This is a genomic window from Pedobacter sp. G11, assembly GCF_003860265.1.
GTDB lineage: Bacteria > Bacteroidota > Bacteroidia > Sphingobacteriales > Sphingobacteriaceae > Pedobacter > Pedobacter agri.
In genome coordinates this window covers 1,604,551-1,626,632 of sequence record NZ_CP034190.1, presented here as the reverse complement: position 1 = coordinate 1,626,632, position 22,082 = coordinate 1,604,551, and the positions used below count along the sequence as shown (strand labels likewise).

The window sequence follows — 22,082 nt, the reverse complement described above, 5'->3', positions numbered from 1 at the left end:
ATTAAATAATTTTAATGATTGCCAATGCGAAACTGACAATCAGATATGGCTAATTTAACTATTTACTTCCAGCCACTTTCATTGGGTTTGAGCCAACCGACTGTCCCCTAACTGCTGAAGCCATTTTCATTTTGTAAACTTTAAACTTGCTTTCTTTTGCTTTTCCGCCCCATCCGTTATTGCTGGTATCAATATCAGCGGTTTCGCGTAATGGATCGACCAGAATAGATTCAACTTCTTTATCTTTCACATAGAATTTAGAAGTTTTTAATTCGTTATGTCTCCAGATTTGAGCAGGAATACGATCAATTTCTTTTGTTCCATCTTTGTAAGTAAACTCTACAATAATCGGCATCACTAAACCACCTCTGTTACTAAAGCTTAATTCGTAAAGGAATTTATTGGCGTATTTACCCTGATCAGTTTCCGGCACCACTTCATACGGCATAGACATTTCTGTTTTTGTTGTTTTAGTCGTATCAACAGTTACCAATCCTCTGTCGTATTTGTAATAAAAATCCTGAGCCGCTGTGTTTTTATCTACATAGAAACTGATTTTTTTGTCTTCACGGTTTCTGATTTTCGAAATATCATCAAAAGCATTTAACGCAGGTTTATCAACTTTTACCATTCTTGATCTGGCGGCCGGTACATCTTTAGGGAAATCAGCTTTGGCAAATTTCACGCTATCTAATGCAATATCACATGGATCGGTTCCATAAAACCAACCTCTCCAAAACCAATCTAAATCCTCGCCACTGGCATCTTCCATGGTGCGGAATAAATCTGCCGGTTCAGGGTGTTTGAAAGCCCATCTTCTTGAATATTCTTTAAATGCGTAATCAAAAAGCTCTCTTCCCATAATGGTTTCACGGAGAATATTTAAACCTGTTGCTGGTTTAGAATAAGCATTCGGACCAAAACGAGCAATATTCTCTGAGTTAGTCATAATCGGTTCCAACTCATCTTTTGGCAATTTCATGTAATCAACAATGGTATAAGCGGGCCCTTTTTTGCTTGGAAATTTATTATCCCAAAGTTCCTCGGTTAAGTACTCTACGAAAGAATTTAAACCTTCATCCATCCAGGTCCACTGGCGCTCATCGCTATTCACAATCATCGGGAAAAAGTTGTGCCCCACCTCGTGAATGATTACGCCCAACATTCCGTTTTTAGTACTTTCGCTATAAGTTCCATCAGCATCTGTACGGCCATAATTGAAACAAATCATCGGGTATTCCATACCGTTTGCCGCTTCGATACTTTGCGCTACCGGATATGGATAAGGGATAGTAAAATCTGAATAAGTTTTGATGGTATGCGCTACCGCACGTGTAGAGAATTTGCTGTATAAATGATAGGCTTCTTTACCATAAAAACTCATACACATCACCGTATTGTTATTGGCTTGTATTTTTTGAGGCATGGCATCCCAAATAAATTTACGGGAAGAAGTCCAGGCGAAATCTCGAACATTGTTTGCATTGAAAACCCAGGTTTTTTTAGCGGTTGATTTCTTTCCTTCAGCGGCAGTTGCTTCGGCCAATGTTTGAATTTCTACAGGTGCAGTAGCTGTTTTTGCAGCATTGTATCTGCTCATTTGCGTTGGTGTTAATACAGCGCTATAATTGATGCACTCTCCTGTTGAACCTACTAAGTGATCAGCCGGAACAGTCATTTGCACTTTGAAATCGCCAAACGTTAACGCGAACTCTCCCCTACCGGTAAACTGATGATTTTGCCAGCCTTGAAAATCGCTGTACACACATAACCGCGGATACCATTGCGTCATCGTGAAAAGGTAGTTCCCATCTGCAGGGAAAAACTCATAACCACCTCGACCACCAATACTCATCCGATCAGAGATTTTATAGTTCCAGTTGATGTTGAAGATGAATTTTTGGCCAGTTCTTAAGGCTACAGGTAAATCAACACGCATCATGGTTTTGTTTACGGTATACTTTAAGTTTTTACCGGCTGCATCAGTCAGTTTGGTAATGTTGATCCCCAGGCCATTATCGGTTTTAACGCTTAATTGATCTAAGTTTTGCGTGGTTCCACCAGCAGGCATTTTAGTAGCATCCTGATAGTTTGCATTTTTACTGGTACTGTGCTCATTCTCATCCAGCTGCAACCAAATATAAGTAAGCGGGTCTGGGGAGTTATTGGTATAGGTAACCGTTTCCGAACCTGTTAACAATAAATTTTTCTCATCCAGTTCGCATTTGATATTGTAATCAGCACGTTGCTGCCAGTATTTTACACCCGGCGCACCGCTGGCTGTACGTTGCTCGTTTGGCGTAGGTAAAATGGTACCCAATTGCTCAAACTTGTTCCCATGGTTGCTTCCAGGATTATTCTGAATGTTTTGTGCCATGACTAAACCACCTGAAAAAAGTAGTAAGCCGGTTAATGTAAACAGTTTATTCATTGTTCTTATTCTTTAAAAAGGAATTCGTTCTATAGCCATTTTTAAAGCCAGGCTAAATACGGCTGCCGAAATAAACAACACCCAGCTCAGGCGTTTAATTTGGGTATAATTAAAAATAATAAAAGTGATAATCAAAATAATTAAAACCATAAAAACCTGCCCGGCTTCCAACCCCACATTGAAGCCAAACAAACCCCAACCAATGTTTTGATCTTTTGCCAGCATCATCCTGATGGAATTTGCAAAACCCATTCCATGGATTAATCCAAAACCTAAAGCCAAAAAGTAATTTACCTTGACTGATTTCATGGAGAAATTTCTTCTAAACAAATTACTCACGGCGGTAATTACAATTGTACAGGGAATTAAAAATTCCACCCATTTACTATCAAACCTAATGACATCCATCACACTTAAAAGCAACGTTAAGGAATGCCCAATAGTAAAAGCAGTTACCAAAATCAACACCTGTTTTAAATTGGTGTAGCTGTATATTGCTACCAGTGCCAAAATAAACAATTGATGATCTAAAGCATCGGTACTGATAATATGCTCCCAGCCCAGCTTAAAGTAGAAAATAAAATCCTGTAACGGCATGAAATACGGTAAAATAAAAACGGGATGTGATTTTTAATGCTTAAAATTAAATTAATAATTTCAAAAACCGATAATTTAACACTAAGATCATTCAATTTACTCAAAATGTTACTGTTTTTCCGGAAGAGTGCAGCCGAAAAATCAAATATTGTTCTTCAGTTTGTTCAAATCGAGTGGAGCTTGAGGTGTTATGAAAATATTGTAGAAAATTAAATCGTAGCTTTGTTTGTTGATGCCTTCCAATTCAATAAATATCTGATGAAAAAAGTAAGATTTTTAATAGGGTTACTTTTCTGCATTTGCTTTACTGTTTCAGCAGGAATAAAACATCCTTTGCATGTAAGCACTACTGAAGTAAGTTTTAATCAAAAGGATAAAACTTTGGAAATCAGTTGTCGAATTTTCTCAGACGATTTTGAATCTATTTTAGCAAAAAACTATAAACAGAAAACGGATCTTTCTAATCCTGCGCTCAAAAATGCGATGGATGAGATGGTGAAAAAATACATCAATTCCCATCTGCAGATTAAAGCAAACGGCAAAGCTGTTGCAATGAAATACATCGGCTTTGAAATAGATCATGAAGCCACGAACATTTATCTCGAAGTAGAAAAAATTTCGAGTTTAAAAGCGGTGGAAGTTACGAATACCATTCTTTACGATCTGTTTGATGATCAGATGAGTATCGTGCATCTGGTGAAAGCGCAAACACGTAAAAGCACTAAAATCCTATATCCTGATAAGAAGTTTGCCACAAACTTTTAAATGTAATTTTTGTATTAGATATTAAATTGGTGTTAAAATACTACTAGTTTTAATATCCCGTTAACAAAAAGATCAATTACCGGGAAAATTGTTAATAATCTTAGTTATACATTACCTACTGTTTAAATAAGTTATGCATTTAATTATTTTCTCCTCTGTTTTAACTCCAAGAATAAAATATATCTTCAATTTTATTTTTAAAGAAATTCTCAAGACCGAAATAGAGTTTACCGGAAATGCAGAATATTTTGCGCAAAGCAAGCAGGTTAAAATCAGTTATGGTGAAAAAGCCTTAGGTGATGAACTTTTCTTCAAAAGCAGCCCTATTCTTTTTTCCAACAAACTCGATGACATTAATATCAAAACAACGTTATTTGGAGAATACCAGGTTCCCTTTCCGGTAGAAAATTCTTTATTTCCATTTGATGTATTTGCAGCTTCATTTTTTATTGTAACCCGTTATGAGGAATATCTTCATCAGAAAAAAACAGACGAAGATTTCGAAGCGAAAAAGAGCTATCAGTTTAAATGGAAAATTTTAGAAAGGCCAATTATTGATGAATGGGCAATGTTGATCAAAAATATGATCCGCAAAAAACATCCGGAATTTAAGTTTTACGAGAAACGTTTTATTAATCAGCCAAGCATTAATTTTAACATTACCCCAAACATACCCGATGGTTTCTTAGGCCGGACGAAATTTTTATTCAGCTCGGTTTTTAACAAAGAAAATAACTTTTTGAGTTCAAAATTCGATCAGCTCACTGGTATTGGTGTAAGTAGCGAGGCTGTACTAAGCGATTTAAATTTGGTATTGGAGAAAAAGCAGACGGATCCGATATTTTTTATCAACTTTCCAAATGTTCCTGATGATTACATTAAAGCAAATGGTATTTCGAAAAATCTATCATCAAAAAATGTAGGTTTACTAAGGCCATGCGCCAGCGATAAGGAGAAAATCGATGAAATTAAAACAGGCTTAGCAAAACTTAAAAAAATACTGCCAGACCAAATTAATGTGAGCAGTCAGCAGTTGGAAATTTTAAAATTTCCGATCTGCTATTTAAATTTATTGAACTCAGGCATCACAACCGACTATTCTATGGGTTACCCTAACCGGGCTGGTTTTCGTGCTGGAACCTGCACCCCATTTAACTGGTACGATCTTCAGCTGGAAAAAGTAACACCTTTGCTTGTTTATTCGTATTGCCTGAACGACACTACACTTCAGCATCTTTCTAACGGAACCATTTTTAATTCGATAAAAGAGTATGTAGATACAGTTAAATTTGTAAATGGTTATTTTCTGAGCAACTGGCAACTCCGCAGCCTTTCAGATCATTTAAAATACAAAAAACTAAAGCTTGCCTTTATTGAAATGAATAATTACGCAGGAAACTAAGGTTTACTTTTAACCAGGATCAACCGCCCAATATTTACACGATTTTTAGCTTTGTCGTTTTTAAAATGTAAGGTGACGGTGTTCCTAAACTCATTGATATCGAGATCGCACAGAAACATTTTCTTTTTGACCTCTTTTTGTGTGCTATAGAATGAGATGGGTTCACTAATTTTAGTTTGGCGTTGCCAGAAGGTAATTTCTGCACCATCGGCAGCTGTTTCTAAATCAGCATAAAGCTTATACTTTCCGTTTGGAATTTCCTGTAAGTCTACGCGAATTTGCGCACCATTTTTTCCGATGAAGTTATTTCCATCAATAGTAGCCTGACCATTGAAACTCAAATTCATGAGCTGGGGATAAATCATCATGGTATCAGGAACAAAAACCATCGTATTCTTAGCATCTGGTAATTGGGATGTTGAAATCGCTCTATCAGCATAGTAGAAAGCCACCGAAGTATAGTCGGCGGGTTTATTATTTTGCTCCGGCCCATGTTCAATGGTATGCAAAATAGTTTTCTGAAAAGGCATTTTATCCGCTAAAAATAACCTGTAACCTCCGGTTCGGCTGAATGAGAGGGAATAATCCAATGAACCATGCAGCGGCAAACTCATTTTACGGTCCCAACGATCGAGCAAGGCATACCAGCCGCCATTAAAATAATCTTCAGATCCGGTTCCATGCATGGTCATTTTGCCATCAATTACGGTGTAATCATCGCCTTCAAAAAACAAAGTCATACCAGGATTTAGTCCCTGAGCCTGCAAAATTGTACCCACGTAATGTCCTCTACCTGCTCCTTGTAAAAAAACGTGTGGTTTACCCAATGCGGCATTCTTATCACTGTTCCAAAAAGTGTAAAACTTTCCTTCTGTTTCCGGATCATGCGGTAATGGCGAAAAATACCATCTTGCCTTTATTGTTAATGGCTCTGCATGTCCATTCGAAATGCCTTTACGATAAATCAATTCTACTTTTGCGTTTTTTTCAAACGGCATCGGGAAGTAATTGTAATTGGTGTTATTCGCGGTGCCGCTTATCAAACTTTGCATGGAAATTTTACCAAAAGCATAGCCAAAAAAATCAGCCAGGGGAAGGTAAGCTGATGGCTGGACTTCATCGTCCCAGGTTATTTTAATATCGATTAACTTTTCTAATCCTTCAAACTGTTTGGCATTCTCGATTTCGAAACCTAAAAAACGGCCGGGCTTTGATACGCTAACCAGTGATAAACTTTGGCCAGGTGACAGGATTTTATCAACCGCAATTGTTTCGATTCCGGGAGATGAAAGAATGTTTTCCTTAATGGCTGTCCACGATGAGCTTAGCTTTTCGAACGCTGCTTTTTCTGATGCTGATAAATTGGGGTTAAATGTTTTAACATTGGCGTTTTTTCCAAAATTACGATACTGGATTTGATAGAATTCTAATTTCTTACCCCTGAAAACAACTTTGCATCCATTTTTATATGGGATAGGGAAATAACAAAAATATCCACCTACCTGATTGCCGCAAAGTGGCAGGTTAAAGGGGTATATTTTGCCTGAAAACAAGTCTGAAAATTTTATGGAATAAGAGGGTTTCTTACTGCGATCAAAATAAAAATCAAGCGTATCACTTGTCGGTGTCGGTGTCCAAATACGATTGATCACGCCTGCGCCTTTATCTTCAAAAATGACCAGACTGCTATCTGGATTTTTTCTGATAAAAGAATACTTCCCACTAAAACCATCATCGTTATTCCCTGTTGTATCATAGGAAGAAAACTGCTTTACCACAGCGTCCGTATACTTTGGAAGATTCGATATGGTTGTCATCGATTCCAATTCTGATGTAACGTTAACACTACTTTTTTGTGCAGAAGCGATCGTAGAAGCCATAACCGCAATAAAGCAATTTAGGCATATGGCTTTGATAAACTTAGCGTAGCTCATGGTAAAATCAAGATTTATATTTGGTTAGTTGGCAACTAATACGATTTAGCTGAATCAAAAAGTAAAGTAGATAATATATTTAGCCTACCATAAATATCCATAAAGTTGTTACTTACTCTCAACCCAAAACAGTAATTTAGACCATCAGGCCTGGCCTGACCAAAACAATAAAACATCATGATTTTCGACCTGAGTAAAATTAAATCCATCGCCAATACTTTTATTTCTGAAATGAGAGATGAAAACATCCAAAAGGATTCCATGCGTTTTAGAAAGAATCTGGAACGTGTCGGGGAGTTTTTCGCGTATGAAATCAGTAAATCTTTACCATACACCACCCGAGAGGTAACCACGCCATTAGGGGTTTCGCCTTGTGAGGTCTTGGTGCAGCAACCTGTTTTAGCTACCATTTTAAGGGCGGGTTTACCCTTGCAGCAGGGATTGCTGAATATATTTGATAAATCTGAATGTTGTTTTATTTCTGCATACCGTAAGGTTAAAAAAAGCGGCGATTTCGTGATTCAGATGGATTACATCTCCTCGCCTGATTTAGATGGAAAAGTATTGATTATGGCCGACCCTATGCTGGCTACAGGCCAAAGCATGGTAATGTGTTGCAAAGAATTATTGAACAGGTATAAAATAGCCGAACTTCATATTGTGGCAGCAATAGCGAGTACAGAGGGCGTAGCGCATGTTCGAGCAAACCTACCGAAGGCAAAGCTGTGGCTTGGTGCCATTGATGAAGAAATGACAAGCAAATCATACATCGTTCCTGGTTTAGGCGATGCCGGAGATTTGGCTTATGGAGAAAAAGTATAATTGCAATAAATGAATATTCTCTTTGTTTGCAGCAGGAATAAATGGCGAAGTGCTACCGCAGAAACCATCTACAAAAACCACCCCGAGCACCAGGTAAGGTCAGCAGGCACTGAGCCCTCGGCAAGAATTAAACTCAATGCAAAACATGTTATTTGGGCCGACCTTATTTTTGTGATGGAAAAAAAGCACAAACAAAGGATTGAAGAAAAGTTCAGTGAAGAAATTGCAGACAAGAAAATTGTAATTATGGATATTCCAGATGAATACCAATACATGGACAAAGAACTTATCGAGGAATTGAATTCGAAAACCCTCGACTATTTATAAATCTGGAACATTAGCCTACCTTTGTGAAAATCATTTCCAATGAAAAAACATATTTTTTTCGACCTCGATCATACCATTTGGGATTTTGATCGTAATGCCGAAGAAACACTCAATGAACTTTATCACACCTACAAATTAAATGAGATAGGTTTAAATTCTTGTGCCGATTTCATTTTAAAATATACTGAAAATAACCACCAGCTTTGGGCAGATTATCATTTAGGAAAAATTACAAAAGATTTTTTGCGGGCCGAGCGGTTTAGCAAAACTTTTATTGAGTTGGGAATCCATCCTGATGCTGTGCCGCATCAGTTTGAAGATGATTACGTAAGCATATCGCCAACGAAAACAAATTTATTTGAAGCTGCAGAAGATGTGTTGGCTTATCTCCAGCAAAAATATACCCTACACATTATCTCCAATGGATTTAAGGAAACCACTTTAACTAAAATGAATCTATCCAATTTAAATCCATACTTCGAAAATGTGATTATTTCTGAAGATGTTGGTGTAAATAAACCCAACCCGATTATTTTTGAATACGCACTGGATAAAGCAAAAGCTTCAAAAGAAGAAAGTATTATGATTGGCGATAGTTTGGAAGCCGATATTTATGGAGCGCTTAATTTCGGAATGGAGGCAATTTTCTTCAATCCATTGGAGAAAGATAAACCTGCAGATGTGAAAAATCAAATCACTCACCTGAAAGAATTACTACAGTTATTCTAATTGTATCTTATCTTTATGAAATGACACCTGCAAAAGTAAATGCCTCTATACATAAAATAGTCGACGCTTATAAAGCCCGACTCTCTCAATACGACGAGGAAATTTTTCAGGTGACACCACCCATTAACGGATGGAGCTACAGCGAGGTGTATTCGCATATTTTTGATGCAAGTTTACTCTCATTAATTGCATTGGAAAACTGCATTAAAGGCAAAGGCGAAGATCAGCCCACACACTTTATCGTTAAAGTGATTTTGTTTTTAGGCGCATTTCCTCCCGCACAAAAATATAAAGTGCCAAAACGCATGGCAGACCGGGTGAAGAAAATAACCAAAGCCGAAGCACTTGATTTTATTTTAGAATTTGAGTCTTCATTGTTGCATATTTATCCATCAGTCGGCGGTGCAGATCAGAGCGTTAAAACCAAACATCCCCGTTTGGGCTATTTAAACTCCAGGCAATGGCTTCGTTTTATTGAAATACATTTGAAACATCATTTAAAACAGCTCATTAGGATCGAAGATAGTTTTCAGCGTTAAAATTATTTTATCATCTTTGGGTAAACCACAGCGCTTTATGAAAAATCTCCTTTACCTCCCGGCAATCTTCGTGTTTTTTTCATGTAACAGTGAACAAAAAGATGCGAACCAAACTGTGATCACTACACCGGCAGGGTTGGAAGGACTTCAAAAAACTAATACATCAGCTGTTCCAGCGGCACAAACCTCTACTAAAACGCTAATTTTTAATCCAAAACATGGTCAGCCAGGTCATACATGTGCTTTGGCAGAGGGAGCACCTTTAAACCAAACTGCGGTAGCTCAGCCCCAACAAAATATAACTCAGGTACAACCTGCAGCTGCAAGCATTCCAGTAAATACAGATAAGGGGAATGAAAAGCTAAATCCTAAACATGGCGAACCAGGTCACCGATGCGATATCGCAGTTGGTGCGCCTTTATCTTCAAAACCAGTACAAGCTGTTCAAACCAGCACGACACAGCCAGTGGTTGCGCAAACCGTTAATACAAAAGTTGCCAAAGGGATGAATCCGCCACATGGGCAGCCTAACCATAGATGTGACATTGCTGTTGGAGCGCCGTTAAACTCAAAACCTGTACGAGCTGCAAGTTCCACACCTGCGCAAACGATAAATAAAGCAGAAACTAAAGCACCTTTAATTTTTCCAAATGAAGCTAAAGCACCCGAAGGCCAGGCCGGTGCAAAGTTAAATCCAAAAAATGGGGAACCTGGCCACAGATGCGACATTGCAGTTGGTGCACCGCTCACATAATTAACGCACATTTTTTTACATCTTTGCGCTAATGAAACTACCTACCATAAAAGGTTTTGATGAGGAGGCATTTAACAAGTATTTAAAAAATACGGGTTGGTTAATGTTTGGCAAGCTATTAAGTTTAGTAGTTGGCTTATTTATTGCCCGATATTTGGGCCCCGATCTTTTCGGCGATCTTACCTTCGGTCTTTCATTGGTAGCAATTTTAGCTGCAATAGGTGCTTTAGGACTAGATACCTTCATCATCAGAGAAATTATAAAAGAGCCTTCCAAAAAAGATGAAATTTTAGGAACTTCCTTATGGTTAAGGCTCATTACAAATGCCGCAGCTATTCCTGTTGCAATGGCTATTTACTACATCAGCCATAAAATATCTAAAAATCCAGGTGAGCCTTTGACGATTATAGTGGGATTGCTTGCCCTAGCCTCATTTTTCAAATCATTTAATGTGATTGATGCCTATTTTCAATCCCAAGTTCAGTCGAAATATGTAGTTCAGGTTCAAAATATTTGCTTAATAATCTCAGCCATTGTTAAGTTGATACTAATCTATCTAGGGTTTCCTTTGATTTACATTGTTCTTGCTTTAGTGTTTGATGGATTTATTTTGGCGCTGGGTTTGGTCATTGTATATCAAAAGCGAGGTTTTAATATTTTTGATTGGAATTTTGATTTCAGCAGAGCAAAATCGCTACTGAAACAGTCATCTCCACTTATTCTGTCTGCAGTGATGGTTTCCATTTACATGAAGATAGATGTGGTGATGCTTAAAGAAGTAGGAAGTAAAGCGGTCGGAATTTATGGCGCAGCAGCTAATTTAAGTGAGGCCTGGTATTTTATACCGGTTGCGATCGTAACTTCTGTTTTTCCAGCACTTATCAATGCAAGAAAAACTGATCTGGAACGTTACCATAAAAGATTAGGAAACCTGTACGATTTACTTGTTTACATCTGTCTTCCAGTAGGTATTTTCATTAGTTTTACTGCAAACTTCATTATCCATTTATTGTATTCAAATGAATATGAAGGCGCCGGAACAATGCTTTCTATTCATATTTGGTCTGGGATATTTGTATTTTTAGGAAGTGCCAGCTCACAATATCTGATTGCTGAAGGATATACAAAAATTGCTTTTTACCGAACTACGGCTGGAGCTATAGTTAATATTTTACTTAATCTTTGGCTGATTCCTAAATACGCGGGAATTGGTGCTTCTATCGCGACACTCATCGCTTGTTTTATTTCAACATTTTTCATCTTATTAATTCCAAAAACCCGACAGCAAGGAATAATGATGTTAAAATCATTATTTTTGATCACAACATTTCAAAAAATACTTAAACGTTGAGCACACTTAAAGCATTAGCCACACTACTTTCGAAACCTAACAGGTTAAAGGCACTATTATCATACGGACACAAAGGTTATTTAAATAGCATTGGCTGGTTTACAGCTTTTGATCAACAACAAGCTGTTGATGGAAATGGAAAAGCGCTTCCATGGGTAACTTATTCCTTTATCGATTTCATCAAAGAAAGAATCAATAACACACAGCATATTTTCGAATACGGTTCTGGAAATTCTACCATTTTCTATGCTGAAAAAGCAGCATCGGTAACTTCAGTAGAACATGATAAAAATTGGTTTGATAAGGTTAAAGGCAGCAGCCCTTCAAATGCAGAAATGATATACTGCGAGCTGCAACGCGACGGAGAGTATTCGAAAAAAGCTGCATTAATTGGCAAGAAATTCGATATCATCATTGTAGACGGGCGAGACAGAGTAAGATGTTGCAAATACAGCCTGGAAGCACTTTCTAAAAATGGTGTTATTGTGCTAGATGATAGTGAACGTGAAGTTTATGATCCAGCCCGAATATTTTTGAAAGAACAAGGCTTTAAGGAAATTAGTTTCAGCGGAATTTCTCCAGGTTTGTTCTATGAGAAAGCTACTTCTGTTTTTTACAAGGCAGATAACTGTTTAGGAATTTAATTTCAGAAATGATGTTAAGCGAAGAAGTAAAAACAGCCTACGATAACTTTTATACCAATAGCGATGTAGCCTGGCGCATGCTTGGCGCTAAATATAAGGCGCAAAATATTGTTGACGTATGTAAAGCTTTGAAACCTGGAAAAGTTTTAGAAGTTGGCGCTGGTGATGGAAGCATTTTACATTTTTTGAACGAATGGAATTTTGCACCTGAACTCTACGCCATTGAAATAGCCCAAAGCGGAGTAGATATTATTAACGGCAGAAAACTTGCCAGACTTAAGGAAGCACAAACTTTTGATGGTTATAAAATCCCCTATACTGATGACAGCTTTGATCTGGTAGTTCTTGCGCATGTGCTCGAACATGTGGAGCATGAACGCATTTTGCTTCGTGAATTAAAGAGAGTGTCCAAATATATTGTGGTTGAGGTACCAAAAGATTACCGTTTTGGTGTAGATACACGGATGAAGCATTTCCTGGATTATGGGCATATCAACATGTATACGCCAACCTCATTGAGGTTTTTATTACAAAGTGAAGGACTGGACATCCTTGAAGATAAAGTTTCGATGACCGCTCCAGAAACAGTAAAATTTAACGAATTTGTAAATAAGAAAGCACCAAAAACTTTTACAAAAAGCCTGAAGATTGAACTGGAATACAAAATCAAAAAAACCTTGGGTAACTTGCTAGGCAGGAAGAAACAGGAACAGTTCGCAAATGCCTATACCGTATTAACTAAGAAATCAGATCAAAATCTACATATATTTTAAGAATTACCTTGTAAGAATTTAAGGAAATATAAGTTCTTTTAAATCAGAAAGGTTAAATTTCCCTTTTAAAAATACATCCGTTAGCATTTAAATAACGATATATGTTTTTAACGAGGAAAGATTTAGGTTACAAAACAAACGCTGCGGCGATTGAAGTTTAAGGTCAGAAAATCTAAAATAACGAATTATATGAACGATTTTTTCAAGGCTATGGCTTAAATCAAACCTACATTACTTAAGTGGTAAAATAACATCAACAATGCAAAACCTCGCTCCTATAGCCCTTTTCGTTTACAATCGCCCACAACATACCGAGCGAACAATTAAGTTTTTGCAGCAAAATGATCTGGCCACTGAATCCAGATTATTTATTTTCTCAGACGGAGCAAAATCGCCTGCAGATGAAGATAAAGTAGCTAAAGTAAGGGCAATTATTAATAACGTTGATGGATTCAAATCTGTAAAGGTTTTTGAGCGTAAAACCAATGCCGGTCTTGCCAATTCTGTAATTGAAGGGGTTACAAAGCTCGTTGACGATTATGAACAGGTAATTGTTTTTGAAGATGACCTGATTAGCTCTCCACATACTTTAACCTATTTTAACGATGCCCTTAACCGTTATCGCAATGATCAAAAAGTCATGCACATTGGTGCATACATGTATCCATTGAAAGATGAAAACTTGCCGCAAACATTCTTTTATAGAGCAGCTACAAGCTGGGGTTGGGCAACCTGGGGACGTGCATGGAAAAACTTTGAGCCAAATATTGATACCTTAATGAAACAGTTCGACAAAAAGGAAAGAGCTGCCTTTTCTATTGAGAACAAGATGAATTTCTGGAAGCAAATGCAGGAATTTAAGAAAGGAAAAAACAATAGCTGGGCGATTCGCTGGTATGCCTCCATCTTTCTCAAAGGTGGTTTAACGTTAAACCCGTCGCAATCCTTAGTCAATAACATCGGCCATGATGGTACCGGGGTTCACTCTGGAATTAACGATATTTATAATGTAGTGATTAATCCAAAACCAATCACACAATTTCCTGATGTAATTGAAGAGGATAAAAAAGCCTATCAGACTATTAAAAAATTCCTTGCCAGCAGGAAAGGAAATATGGCCACCAGAATCAAACGCTTTGTACGTGAGAAATTAGCACAGTATTTCTCGAAGTAGTATAGAAATTCTTTGTATTTTGGCTTATCCCAAGCTATAAGATATGAAGCCGTTTTTCATCCTTTTATTACTGATTTCCTCAAAAGTTATTGCGCAAACCGCACCCAAACCTTATGGTTCGTTACCATCTAAAAGGCAATTAGCCTGGCATGATCTGGAAGTTTATGGTTTAATACATTTCACCCCTACTACTTTTGAAAACAAAGAATGGGGTTTTGGAGATGCTGATCCAAAAACATTTAACCCCACTGATTTCAATGCAGAACAAATCATACAGGCGGCTAAAGCAGGTGGTTTAAAAGGCATCATTCTTGTCGCCAAACACCACGATGGTTTTGCCCTTTGGCCAACCAAAACCACCGACTATAATATTACCAAAAGCCCTTTTAGGAACGGGAAAGGCAATTTAGTAAAAGAAGTGGAACAGGCTGCACGCAAAAACGGCTTAAAATTTGGTGTTTATTGTTCCCCATGGGATCGTAATAATCCGCTATATGGCACCAATAAATATCTTTCAGTTTATCAGGCGCAACTAAAAGAACTTTACAGCGATTATGGCGAGCTTTTTATGAGCTGGCATGATGGTGCAAATGGTGGCGACGGCTATTACGGTGGTGCGAGAGAAAAACGTTCTATAGATAATACCACATATTACGATTGGACCAACACCTGGGGCATCACTAGAAAAATGCAACCTATGGCCAACATTTTTAGCGATATTGGTCTAGATATTCGCTGGGTGGGCAATGAAGATGGCCATGCTGCGGAAACCTCATGGGCAACCTTCACTCCAATGGCACCGGATGGAAAAAATGCGGCCGTTCCGGGCCAGGCAAATTATCCGCAAAGTCCTGGTGGAATTAGAAATGGTAAATTTTGGATGCCTGCAGAATGCGATGTTCCGCTTCGTAAAGGCTGGTTTTATCATGAAACAGAAAAACCAAAAACACCCGAAATGCTTTTCGATTTATACCTGAAGAGTGTGGGCCGTGGAGCAGGACTTGATTTAGGTTTAGCGCCTGATACCCGTGGACAGCTTCATGATGATGACGTTGCCGCCCTTAAAGCTTTCGGAAGAATAGTAAAAAATACCTTTTCCAACAACCTCGCTAAAGGAGCAACCATCAGCTCAAGCCATTCAAGGGGCAAAAAATTTAATCCGGCATTGGCTTTAGATGGAAACAAACAAACGTATTGGGCTACGGCAGATGACACTTATAACGCCAGCTTCGAAATTGACTTAAAAGCACCTAAAAGTTTCGACATCATCAGTCTCCAGGAATATATCCCACTGGGACAAAGAATTGAAGCTTACACGATTGAGATATGGGAAAATAATAGCTGGAATAAAATTTATGAAGGTACCAGTATTGGCGCAAAGCGATTGATTAAACTAGACCAACCTGTAACAACCAATAAAGTAAAAATCAGCATTACTAAATCTCCGGTTTGTATTACACTGAGCGAAATTGGCTTGTATAAGAAAAGTTTATAAAGGTTTTTTAGCTTGTACAACGATGTAAGGAGATAAGGATTTACTTTCTACAGGTACCAGTCGTGTAAGTATCTTGCCGGTTAACCAAACCGCTTTCTTAAATAAACGAACGCCTGCAGATTTTTGACTTTCGTTTTCTAACCATACACTGAAACGGCCAAAATATCCTGCTTTCACTTCTTGCAAACCAGCTGTTTCACAAATTGATTTCAATAACGCTGGGTTCATGCTATCGATATTGTGTTTGTCATAGTTTTCTTTATCGAAGTTTTTCTGGAACCAGCCATTTACGGCTTTAAAGTTTGGCAAGGTAATAAATAACGTTCCGCCAGGTTTTACAAAAGCAACGTGGCGGTTAATGATATCGGCTGTATCATTAAAATGCTCAATTAAACCACAGCTCAGCACTAAATCATATTGTTTCTCCGGTTGATAACTGAACAAATCGGTTTCGATAATATGAATATCCTGCGCTCGTAATCCATTCTTTTCCAGTAGTTCGTTTACCACGGGTGGATGCACAAAATAATCTAAAAGGGTAACATCGAGCTTAAGATATTTTTTTAAAAATACCGCATAATAGCCAGGAAAGCCGCCCAATTCAATTGCAGTTTGAACTTGATTTTGATGTACAATATTTGTTAGTTGGCCATGAAAAACATAATCAGGAGGGAGTTGTACCGCAAGTCCTTTTTTACTTTCCCAATAATTTACCCAAAAAGCCCTGTCGGTTAATAAATTTGCCATGTTTAAAATAATTCCAAAGCCAAAGAAACGGAAAATTTGGTTAACTGTGTAAATTGATTAATTGTGTAATTCAAAAATAGCTGAAGCTATAAACGCAAAATTGGTTAATTGCAGATAGTTCGGCTATCCAACAATTAACCAATTCAAACAACTTATCAGTTAACCCTATTTTAAGTCTTTCAAAATCTCGGCAACCGCTTTTTCCAGTTGAGGATCTTTATCTGCCAGTCGATCTTCGAAAGTGTTCTTTACGAAAATATCAGGCTTAACCCCTTCGCTCTCCAGGTTTTTGCCATCCATAGTGTAACATCCCCACGACGGTAAACGGTAAGATGAGCCATCAACCAAACCCTTTGCAGAAGTAAAAATAATCCAACGGTAGGTTTCTGTTCCGATAATTTTCCCCAGTTTCAATTGCTTGAAACCAGCTGCGGTCATTTCCGCATCACTCAGCGATTGCTCGTTAATTAACAAGACAATTGGTTTTGCAGCAGGCCCGAAATTACTTTGTGGTGCCAATTTACCACCACGATATTTCCATTGTAAATACGGTCGCTGAGACAAGAATTTTAATACATCATCATGAACATTTCCGCCGGTATTATAACGTAAGTCAAGAATGATCGCATCTTTATTTTCTTCCTGAGCCACCATATCCAACAAGAAAACTTCCAATTCCCCACCTCCCATATTTTTCATGTAGGAATAGGCAATGCGATTATTCCCCCATTTATCAACGTTTTTACGGTTATTGGCAATCCATTCGTCGTAAAGATTTCCGCGTAAGGTTGCTGCACTTTCAGGATGAATATTAACATACACCTGCTTCCCTTTCCGCTCGAAAGTCAAGGTCATTTCTTTATCTAATGATGGCTTACTAAAATAATAATCGCGGTCGATCTTTTCATCAACCTTAATCCCGTTTACTTCGGTTAAAATATCTCCAGCCAAAATATTGGTTCCTGTACGAGACGCGTTGCTTTTTGCCGCGATACGCTCTACTTTTAAAGGATTTTCGTTATCGAAGATGATTCCGGTTTCGTTGGTGATGTAAGTAAGATTTTTCTTTTCCTCTGCGCCAAAACTATTGAAGCCCATGTGCGAAGAATTCAGTTCGCCAAGCATATCATTCAACAAAATTCTTAAATCACTACGGTTGTTTACGTAAGGCAGGTAAGCTGCGTAACGTGTTCTCATTTTATCCCAATCTACACCGTGGAATTTCTCATCATAAAAATTCTCATCCAAACCCACCCAGGTTTCGTAAAACATCTGATTAAATTCGGCATTGAGATTTCTGGTAAACTTGTAACCATGGTCAATTTTATCAAGCTTATTTGCTTCTAAGGTGTATTTGTTAATCACTCCACGAGAAAGTACGTAATACTTATCACCAGCCTGAATAATGGAATAATCGCCTCCATCAGCAACTTTTTCTGTTTTATTGGCTTCGAAAGGCTCAATGGTTGTACGGTAAAGTGCTGGTGCTCCGCCCTCATGGTTTGAAGAATAAAAAACATAAGTTTTATCGCCCTTGGCAAACACATCTGTGCCATACTGTCCACCAAAACTCGGGCCTACCAGTTCAATACGATCCAAAATATCCTGTGTATTAATGGTTATTATATTGGCAGGTTTTGGCGTTGGCTTAACTTCCATTTTCTTTTTAGTCGTGTCTGCCTTTCCATTTTTATCTTTAGTGATCACCACAACTGGCTTTACATCCGTTGGCTTAGTTTCCTTAAATAAATCATCAAATTTATCAGAGCGATAAGGCTCATCATAATTGTTTAACGCCATGCGATAAATATGTGCACTGTTCATTCCCGTTGGATAGGACGGCTTGGTACGGGCACTGGTAAAGAAAATATATTTTCCATCTGGCGACCATGCCGGACCAGTTTCGGTTACACCGGTATTGGTTAAATTGATGGTTTTATTGCCTTTAATGTTATGTACAACCAAATCTTGCTCAAAATTTCTGTAAACCGTGAACAACACATATTCATCATTTGGAGAGAAACTTGGTGCTGAGTTTTGAAAGGCCCAGAACTCATCAGTTACCAAAGTTTTACTGTCGAAAGTTTTGAGATCCATCAATTTCAACTCATTTCTTCCGCTTAAATAAACTGCCATCGTTTTGGTTTTATTCAGGGTAATATCCCGGTTGTTTGCTTTATCTTTGGTGAGTTGTTTAACCGTTCCCTTCCCATCGCCGGTGATGGTGAACCAATTTTGAAAACCGTTTGAGGTTTGACTAAACAATATCGTTTTATTATCGGCAAGCCATTTGCATTCCATTGCCCTTTCGCCGCTATTGGTAATTTTGCGGATAAATTTTCCATCGGCATCACTTACAAAAACTTCCCCACGGGAAATAAAGGCTATCTTTTTGCCATCAGTTGAGGCATCAAAAGCGGAAATATTTGAACGAACATCGTATTCTTGTTCTTTACTTAGCACCTGATTTCTTGAAGTGCTGATGTTTACTTTCTCAGTTTTTTTCGAAGCTACATCATAAGTATACAATTGATAATCTTTCTCAAAAACTACTGTTGTTCCGTTTGCAGCAACAAAAGGACGTTTAATAGAAGTTTCGAATTTGGTTAGACCTGTTTTTTTCCCGGCAAGGAAAGTATAAAGATTATACTCGTCGTTACCTTCATCTGAAACAAAAAACACATTACCTTTCTGATCGACGCTCGTCCAGAAATCTTTTCCAATATAATCGGTATAACGCTTATAAGCTTTGGTTTTAGGATTGTAAGATTGAATATCAGGATTATAAGCACCTTTGTAATGCTTGCGATTGGTGAATCGATAACTTTCCCAGGTATCATTAAAAAATAATTCTCCCGTTGGCGATTCGGCGATGTGGTGGGTGGTATTAAAATAATTATCAAACAAACGGGTTGCCGTTCCGCCGGTAATTCCAACTTTATAACTCGAGAAAGAATTGTATCTGCCAGATGTGAAATAGATCGTTTTTGAATCCCAGCTCCAGTTATCTACCTCATCAGAAGCATCATTGAAAGTGAGCTGTTTAATATCGCCGCCGTTAATTGGCATAATGTACACATCATGATTTCCAAACTGGTTTGCTGAGAAAGCCAGCCATTTACCGTCGGGAGAAACTTTTGGATTGATTTCCTCCCCCTGCATGGCGGTAATCCGCGATGCGACACCGCCTTTAACCGGAACTTTCCAGATATCGCCGTCGTAACTGAATACTATTGTTTGTGCATCGGGCGTTAGAGCAGGATACGATGCGAAATAAGTTTGATTCTGGGCGAAAGAATAGCTTGGCAACAAAAAAGCCATTGCTGTAAGCGATTTTAGCAGGTATTTAATCATGATTTCTGTTTGTTTGGCTTTGGAAAGCTGAATTTACACAACAGATTTTATATTCGTAACAATAAATGTATTTTTGATTGATTTGAAAGTAGTACACCTAAATACCTATGATGGAAATGGCGGAGCAGGACGAGCCTGTTTGCGCTTAAGTGATGCCCTGAAAGCAAGTGGCATTGATTCAAAAGTTTTGGTGTATTACAAGTTTGGACAAAATCCTGACATTGATACTTTTAGCAAATCGCCGATTCAAAAAGGGGCTGCAGTTTTTAACATTCTATCAGAACGGTATTATGCCAAATGGTTAAGTAAATCGGTAAAAACGCCTTTTAGCCTGCAATGGTTTGGCCGATCAATCAAAAATCATCCAGAGGTTAAAAATGCAGATATTATTCATCTTCATTGGGTGAATCATGGTTTTCTTACCCCTAAATTTTTAGCAGAGTTAGATGAACTGGAAAAGCCAATCGTATGGACTTTTCATGATAGCAATGCCTTTACCGGCGGCTGCCATGTACGTTATGGCTGCGAAAATTTTCATCAGCAATGTGGAAACTGCCCGATTCTAAAATTTAGCAGTGATAACGATATTTCTCATAAAACCTGGTTGCGCAAACAAAAAGCCTATGGCGAATTAAACTTTCATATTGTGGCGCCAAGCAACTGGATGGCAAAATCTGTTAAATTTAGCAGTTTATTGGGTACCCGAAAAACCACTGTTATTCCAAATACCATTGAAACTAAAATTTTTAAACCTTACGTCAAAGCGGAGGCGAAGAGGATACTCAAGATCAACCCTGATCATTTTGTGCTGATGAGTGGTTTTATGCCCTCGAAAAACGACAAACATAAAGGAACGCCGTACTTAATCGAAGCGCTGGAAATTTTATCCCGCAGACCTGGATTAAAAAAAGAAAATATCGAACTCGTTATTTTTGGTAATAAAGAAAATGCTGAAATGCCGGAGTTTCCTTTCAAAACCACTTTTTTAGGAACCATTAATAAAGATGATCATTTAGCGAAATGCTACTCAGCTGCCGATGCGTTCATTACTCCATCGTTAGAAGATAATTTACCCAACACGGTAATGGAAAGTTTGGCCTGCGCCACGCCGGTTATTGCTTTTACCACTGGCGGAATTCCTGATATGGTGAAGCACATGCAAAACGGTTATCTGGCTGAATATGAAAATGCTGCAGATTTGGCCAATGGAATTGAATGGTTGTATCATCGTCCGAATAAGGAAGAAGTGCAAAAGGCAGCAAGATTGAGTATTTTAACCGATTTCTCGGAGGAAGTTATTGCTGCCGAACATATCCACTTGTACGAAACCTTGATTGATTTACAGCCGAAGTAATAATTAAATATAATTAGTTTACAGGCTATTACATTTGGGCTGGAATAGTTACAATAAACAAATTTCACATTTCCTTTTATTCCAGCTATTAAATATCAGGCAATCTTTATTAAATTTATAGCGACTCAAAAGATCTAACCTTGCCTAAACTAACTGTCATCACCATTGTGTATAATAACGTTCGGGATATTGAACGAACGATTAATTCTGTCCTCAACCAAACGTATCCAAAAATTGAGTACATTATCATCGATGGAAAATCGAATGATGGCACTTTAGCAGTTATCGAAAAATACAGAAGCAAGGTTTCTAAAATCGTATCAGAACCTGATAAAGGAATTTACGATGCCATGAACAAGGGTTTGGCGATAGCCACTGGCGATTATGTGTTATTCATGAATTCGGGGGATGAAATTTTTGACGAGCATACGGTACAGGATATTTTTGATTCTGCTCCCGGTGCTGACATTTATTATGGCGAAACCGAAATGTATAATGATAATTGGCAGAGCCTTGGCCGAAGACGACACGAAGCACCAGAACAATTTGACTGGAAGAGCTTTAAATACGGAATGAGCATTAGTCACCAAGCCATTTACATTAAAAGAAGTATCATTGCGCCTTACGATTTGAGCTATAAATATAGTTCAGACATTGATTGGATTATTAAAGCCGCAAAAAAAGCATCGAGTATTGTAAACGTTCACCGGTATGTTGCTAAATACCTGGTTGGCGGAATGAGTAAGAAAAAACACCGTGAAAGCCTCAAAGAACGGTTTAACATCTTTACCAAATACTACGGTTTAATTCCAAATATTATCAATCACATTATTATTGCAGTTAATTTGGCTTTCTATTTCGTTAAACATCAAAGAACGAATGACTAAGTT

At 37.9% G+C, this 22,082-nt stretch carries 19 protein-coding genes; 14 read left to right on the top strand and 5 right to left on the bottom strand.

Annotated elements, in window-relative coordinates; translation table 11 throughout:
• Window positions 1–58 precede the first annotated feature (58 nt).
• Complete coding sequence (locus EA772_RS07130) at window positions 59–2,431, bottom strand: M1 family metallopeptidase (RefSeq protein WP_124912105.1); 2,373 nt, start codon at window positions 2,429–2,431, stop codon at window positions 59–61.
• A 12-nt stretch (window positions 2,432–2,443) separates the two neighbouring features.
• Window positions 2,444–3,028, bottom strand: a complete 585-nt coding sequence (locus EA772_RS07125; protein ID WP_124912103.1) for a HupE/UreJ family protein — start codon at window positions 3,026–3,028, stop codon at window positions 2,444–2,446.
• A 258-nt stretch (window positions 3,029–3,286) separates the two neighbouring features.
• Here EA772_RS07125 and EA772_RS07120 point away from each other — a divergent pair, with 258 nt between their 5' ends.
• Together EA772_RS07120 and EA772_RS07115 are read left to right on the top strand one after the other, a co-directional pair.
• Window positions 3,287–3,793: a DUF6702 family protein gene (locus tag EA772_RS07120; RefSeq protein ID WP_124912101.1), complete on the top strand. Its 507-nt coding sequence runs from the start codon at window positions 3,287–3,289 to the stop codon at window positions 3,791–3,793.
• Window positions 3,794–3,926: 133 nt separating this feature from the next.
• On the top strand, window positions 3,927–5,195 hold the full coding sequence (locus tag EA772_RS07115; RefSeq protein WP_124912099.1) for a hypothetical protein: 1,269 nt from the start codon (window positions 3,927–3,929) through the stop codon (window positions 5,193–5,195).
• Here the strand turns inward: EA772_RS07115 and EA772_RS07110 are convergent.
• Entirely contained in the window at window positions 5,192–7,075 is a 1,884-nt protein-coding gene (locus EA772_RS07110; RefSeq protein WP_168187493.1) for a glycoside hydrolase family 172 protein, read from the bottom strand. The two genes, EA772_RS07115 and EA772_RS07110, sit on opposite strands and share 4 nt — an antisense overlap.
• Window positions 7,076–7,306: 231 nt before the next feature.
• Here EA772_RS07110 and upp point away from each other — a divergent pair, with 231 nt between their 5' ends.
• The 10 genes from upp (at window position 7,307) to EA772_RS07060 (ending at window position 15,737) form a co-directional block, all read left to right on the top strand.
• Window positions 7,307–7,951: a uracil phosphoribosyltransferase gene (upp, locus tag EA772_RS07105; protein ID WP_124912096.1), complete on the top strand. Its 645-nt coding sequence runs from the start codon at window positions 7,307–7,309 to the stop codon at window positions 7,949–7,951.
• 9 nt (window positions 7,952–7,960) lie between these two features.
• Complete coding sequence (locus EA772_RS07100; protein ID WP_124912094.1) at window positions 7,961–8,278, top strand: low molecular weight protein tyrosine phosphatase family protein; 318 nt, start codon at window positions 7,961–7,963, stop codon at window positions 8,276–8,278.
• Between the two features lie 39 nt (window positions 8,279–8,317).
• The gene (locus tag EA772_RS07095; RefSeq protein ID WP_010599702.1) at window positions 8,318–9,007 is read left to right on the top strand and encodes a YjjG family noncanonical pyrimidine nucleotidase; all 690 of its coding nucleotides are present in this window, start codon (window positions 8,318–8,320) and stop codon (window positions 9,005–9,007) included.
• A gap of 20 nt (window positions 9,008–9,027) precedes the next feature.
• On the top strand, window positions 9,028–9,546 hold the full coding sequence (locus tag EA772_RS07090; RefSeq protein ID WP_124912092.1) for a DinB family protein: 519 nt from the start codon (window positions 9,028–9,030) through the stop codon (window positions 9,544–9,546).
• Window positions 9,547–9,583: 37 nt separating this feature from the next.
• A complete protein-coding gene (locus EA772_RS07085) occupies window positions 9,584–10,300 on the top strand; it encodes a hypothetical protein (protein WP_124912090.1) in 717 nt (238 codons plus the stop codon).
• A gap of 31 nt (window positions 10,301–10,331) precedes the next feature.
• Window positions 10,332–11,651, top strand: a complete 1,320-nt coding sequence (locus tag EA772_RS07080; RefSeq protein WP_124912088.1) for a flippase — start codon at window positions 10,332–10,334, stop codon at window positions 11,649–11,651.
• Window positions 11,648–12,295, top strand: coding sequence for an FkbM family methyltransferase (locus tag EA772_RS07075; RefSeq protein WP_124912086.1), 648 nt, complete (start codon window positions 11,648–11,650; stop codon window positions 12,293–12,295). Before EA772_RS07080 ends, EA772_RS07075 begins: the two co-directional genes overlap by 4 nt.
• A gap of 8 nt (window positions 12,296–12,303) precedes the next feature.
• Window positions 12,304–13,068 carry a class I SAM-dependent methyltransferase gene (locus EA772_RS07070; RefSeq protein WP_246834062.1) on the top strand — a complete coding sequence of 255 codons (765 nt, stop codon included), beginning with the start codon at window positions 12,304–12,306 and terminating at the stop codon, window positions 13,066–13,068.
• A gap of 259 nt (window positions 13,069–13,327) precedes the next feature.
• Window positions 13,328–14,242: a glycosyltransferase gene (locus tag EA772_RS07065; protein ID WP_124912084.1), complete on the top strand. Its 915-nt coding sequence runs from the start codon at window positions 13,328–13,330 to the stop codon at window positions 14,240–14,242.
• A 43-nt stretch (window positions 14,243–14,285) separates the two neighbouring features.
• Window positions 14,286–15,737, top strand: a complete 1,452-nt coding sequence (locus EA772_RS07060; RefSeq protein ID WP_124912082.1) for an alpha-L-fucosidase — start codon at window positions 14,286–14,288, stop codon at window positions 15,735–15,737.
• Here the strand turns inward: EA772_RS07060 and EA772_RS07055 are convergent.
• A complete protein-coding gene (locus tag EA772_RS07055) occupies window positions 15,732–16,484 on the bottom strand; it encodes a bifunctional 2-polyprenyl-6-hydroxyphenol methylase/3-demethylubiquinol 3-O-methyltransferase UbiG (RefSeq protein WP_124912080.1) in 753 nt (250 codons plus the stop codon). The genes EA772_RS07060 and EA772_RS07055 overlap by 6 nt on opposite strands.
• Window positions 16,485–16,649: 165 nt before the next feature.
• The gene (locus tag EA772_RS07050; RefSeq protein ID WP_124912078.1) at window positions 16,650–19,838 is read right to left on the bottom strand and encodes a S41 family peptidase; all 3,189 of its coding nucleotides are present in this window, start codon (window positions 19,836–19,838) and stop codon (window positions 16,650–16,652) included.
• A gap of 82 nt (window positions 19,839–19,920) precedes the next feature.
• Between EA772_RS07050 and EA772_RS07045 the strand changes: the two genes are divergently transcribed.
• Window positions 19,921–21,192 carry a glycosyltransferase gene (locus EA772_RS07045; RefSeq protein WP_246834061.1) on the top strand — a complete coding sequence of 424 codons (1,272 nt, stop codon included), beginning with the start codon at window positions 19,921–19,923 and terminating at the stop codon, window positions 21,190–21,192.
• Window positions 21,193–21,332: 140 nt separating this feature from the next.
• Window positions 21,333–22,079, top strand: a complete 747-nt coding sequence (locus EA772_RS07040) for a glycosyltransferase family 2 protein (RefSeq protein WP_124912074.1) — start codon at window positions 21,333–21,335, stop codon at window positions 22,077–22,079.
• Window positions 22,080–22,082 lie beyond the last annotated feature (3 nt).

What these genes read in the sequence shown, in the direction of transcription:
- EA772_RS07095 (WP_010599702.1), top strand. Translation starts at nt 8,318, where the DNA reads ATGAAAAAACATATTTTTTTCGACCTCGATCATACCATTTGGGATTTT.
- EA772_RS07070 (WP_246834062.1), top strand. Translation starts at nt 12,304, where the DNA reads ATGATGTTAAGCGAAGAAGTAAAAACAGCCTACGATAACTTTTATACC.
- EA772_RS07060 (WP_124912082.1), top strand. Translation starts at nt 14,286, where the DNA reads ATGAAGCCGTTTTTCATCCTTTTATTACTGATTTCCTCAAAAGTTATT.
- EA772_RS07110 (WP_168187493.1), bottom strand. Translation starts at nt 7,075, where the DNA reads ATGGCTTCTACGATCGCTTCTGCACAAAAAAGTAGTGTTAACGTTACA.
- EA772_RS07085 (WP_124912090.1), top strand. Translation starts at nt 9,584, where the DNA reads ATGAAAAATCTCCTTTACCTCCCGGCAATCTTCGTGTTTTTTTCATGT.
- EA772_RS07050 (WP_124912078.1), bottom strand. Translation starts at nt 19,838, where the DNA reads ATGATTAAATACCTGCTAAAATCGCTTACAGCAATGGCTTTTTTGTTG.
- EA772_RS07090 (WP_124912092.1), top strand. Translation starts at nt 9,028, where the DNA reads ATGACACCTGCAAAAGTAAATGCCTCTATACATAAAATAGTCGACGCT.
- EA772_RS07055 (WP_124912080.1), bottom strand. Translation starts at nt 16,484, where the DNA reads ATGGCAAATTTATTAACCGACAGGGCTTTTTGGGTAAATTATTGGGAA.
- EA772_RS07120 (WP_124912101.1), top strand. Translation starts at nt 3,287, where the DNA reads ATGAAAAAAGTAAGATTTTTAATAGGGTTACTTTTCTGCATTTGCTTT.
- upp (WP_124912096.1), top strand. Translation starts at nt 7,307, where the DNA reads ATGATTTTCGACCTGAGTAAAATTAAATCCATCGCCAATACTTTTATT.
- EA772_RS07100 (WP_124912094.1), top strand. Translation starts at nt 7,961, where the DNA reads ATGAATATTCTCTTTGTTTGCAGCAGGAATAAATGGCGAAGTGCTACC.
- EA772_RS07115 (WP_124912099.1), top strand. Translation starts at nt 3,927, where the DNA reads ATGCATTTAATTATTTTCTCCTCTGTTTTAACTCCAAGAATAAAATAT.
- EA772_RS07125 (WP_124912103.1), bottom strand. Translation starts at nt 3,028, where the DNA reads ATGCCGTTACAGGATTTTATTTTCTACTTTAAGCTGGGCTGGGAGCAT.
- EA772_RS07080 (WP_124912088.1), top strand. Translation starts at nt 10,332, where the DNA reads ATGAAACTACCTACCATAAAAGGTTTTGATGAGGAGGCATTTAACAAG.
- EA772_RS07130 (WP_124912105.1), bottom strand. Translation starts at nt 2,431, where the DNA reads ATGAATAAACTGTTTACATTAACCGGCTTACTACTTTTTTCAGGTGGT.
- EA772_RS07065 (WP_124912084.1), top strand. Translation starts at nt 13,328, where the DNA reads ATGCAAAACCTCGCTCCTATAGCCCTTTTCGTTTACAATCGCCCACAA.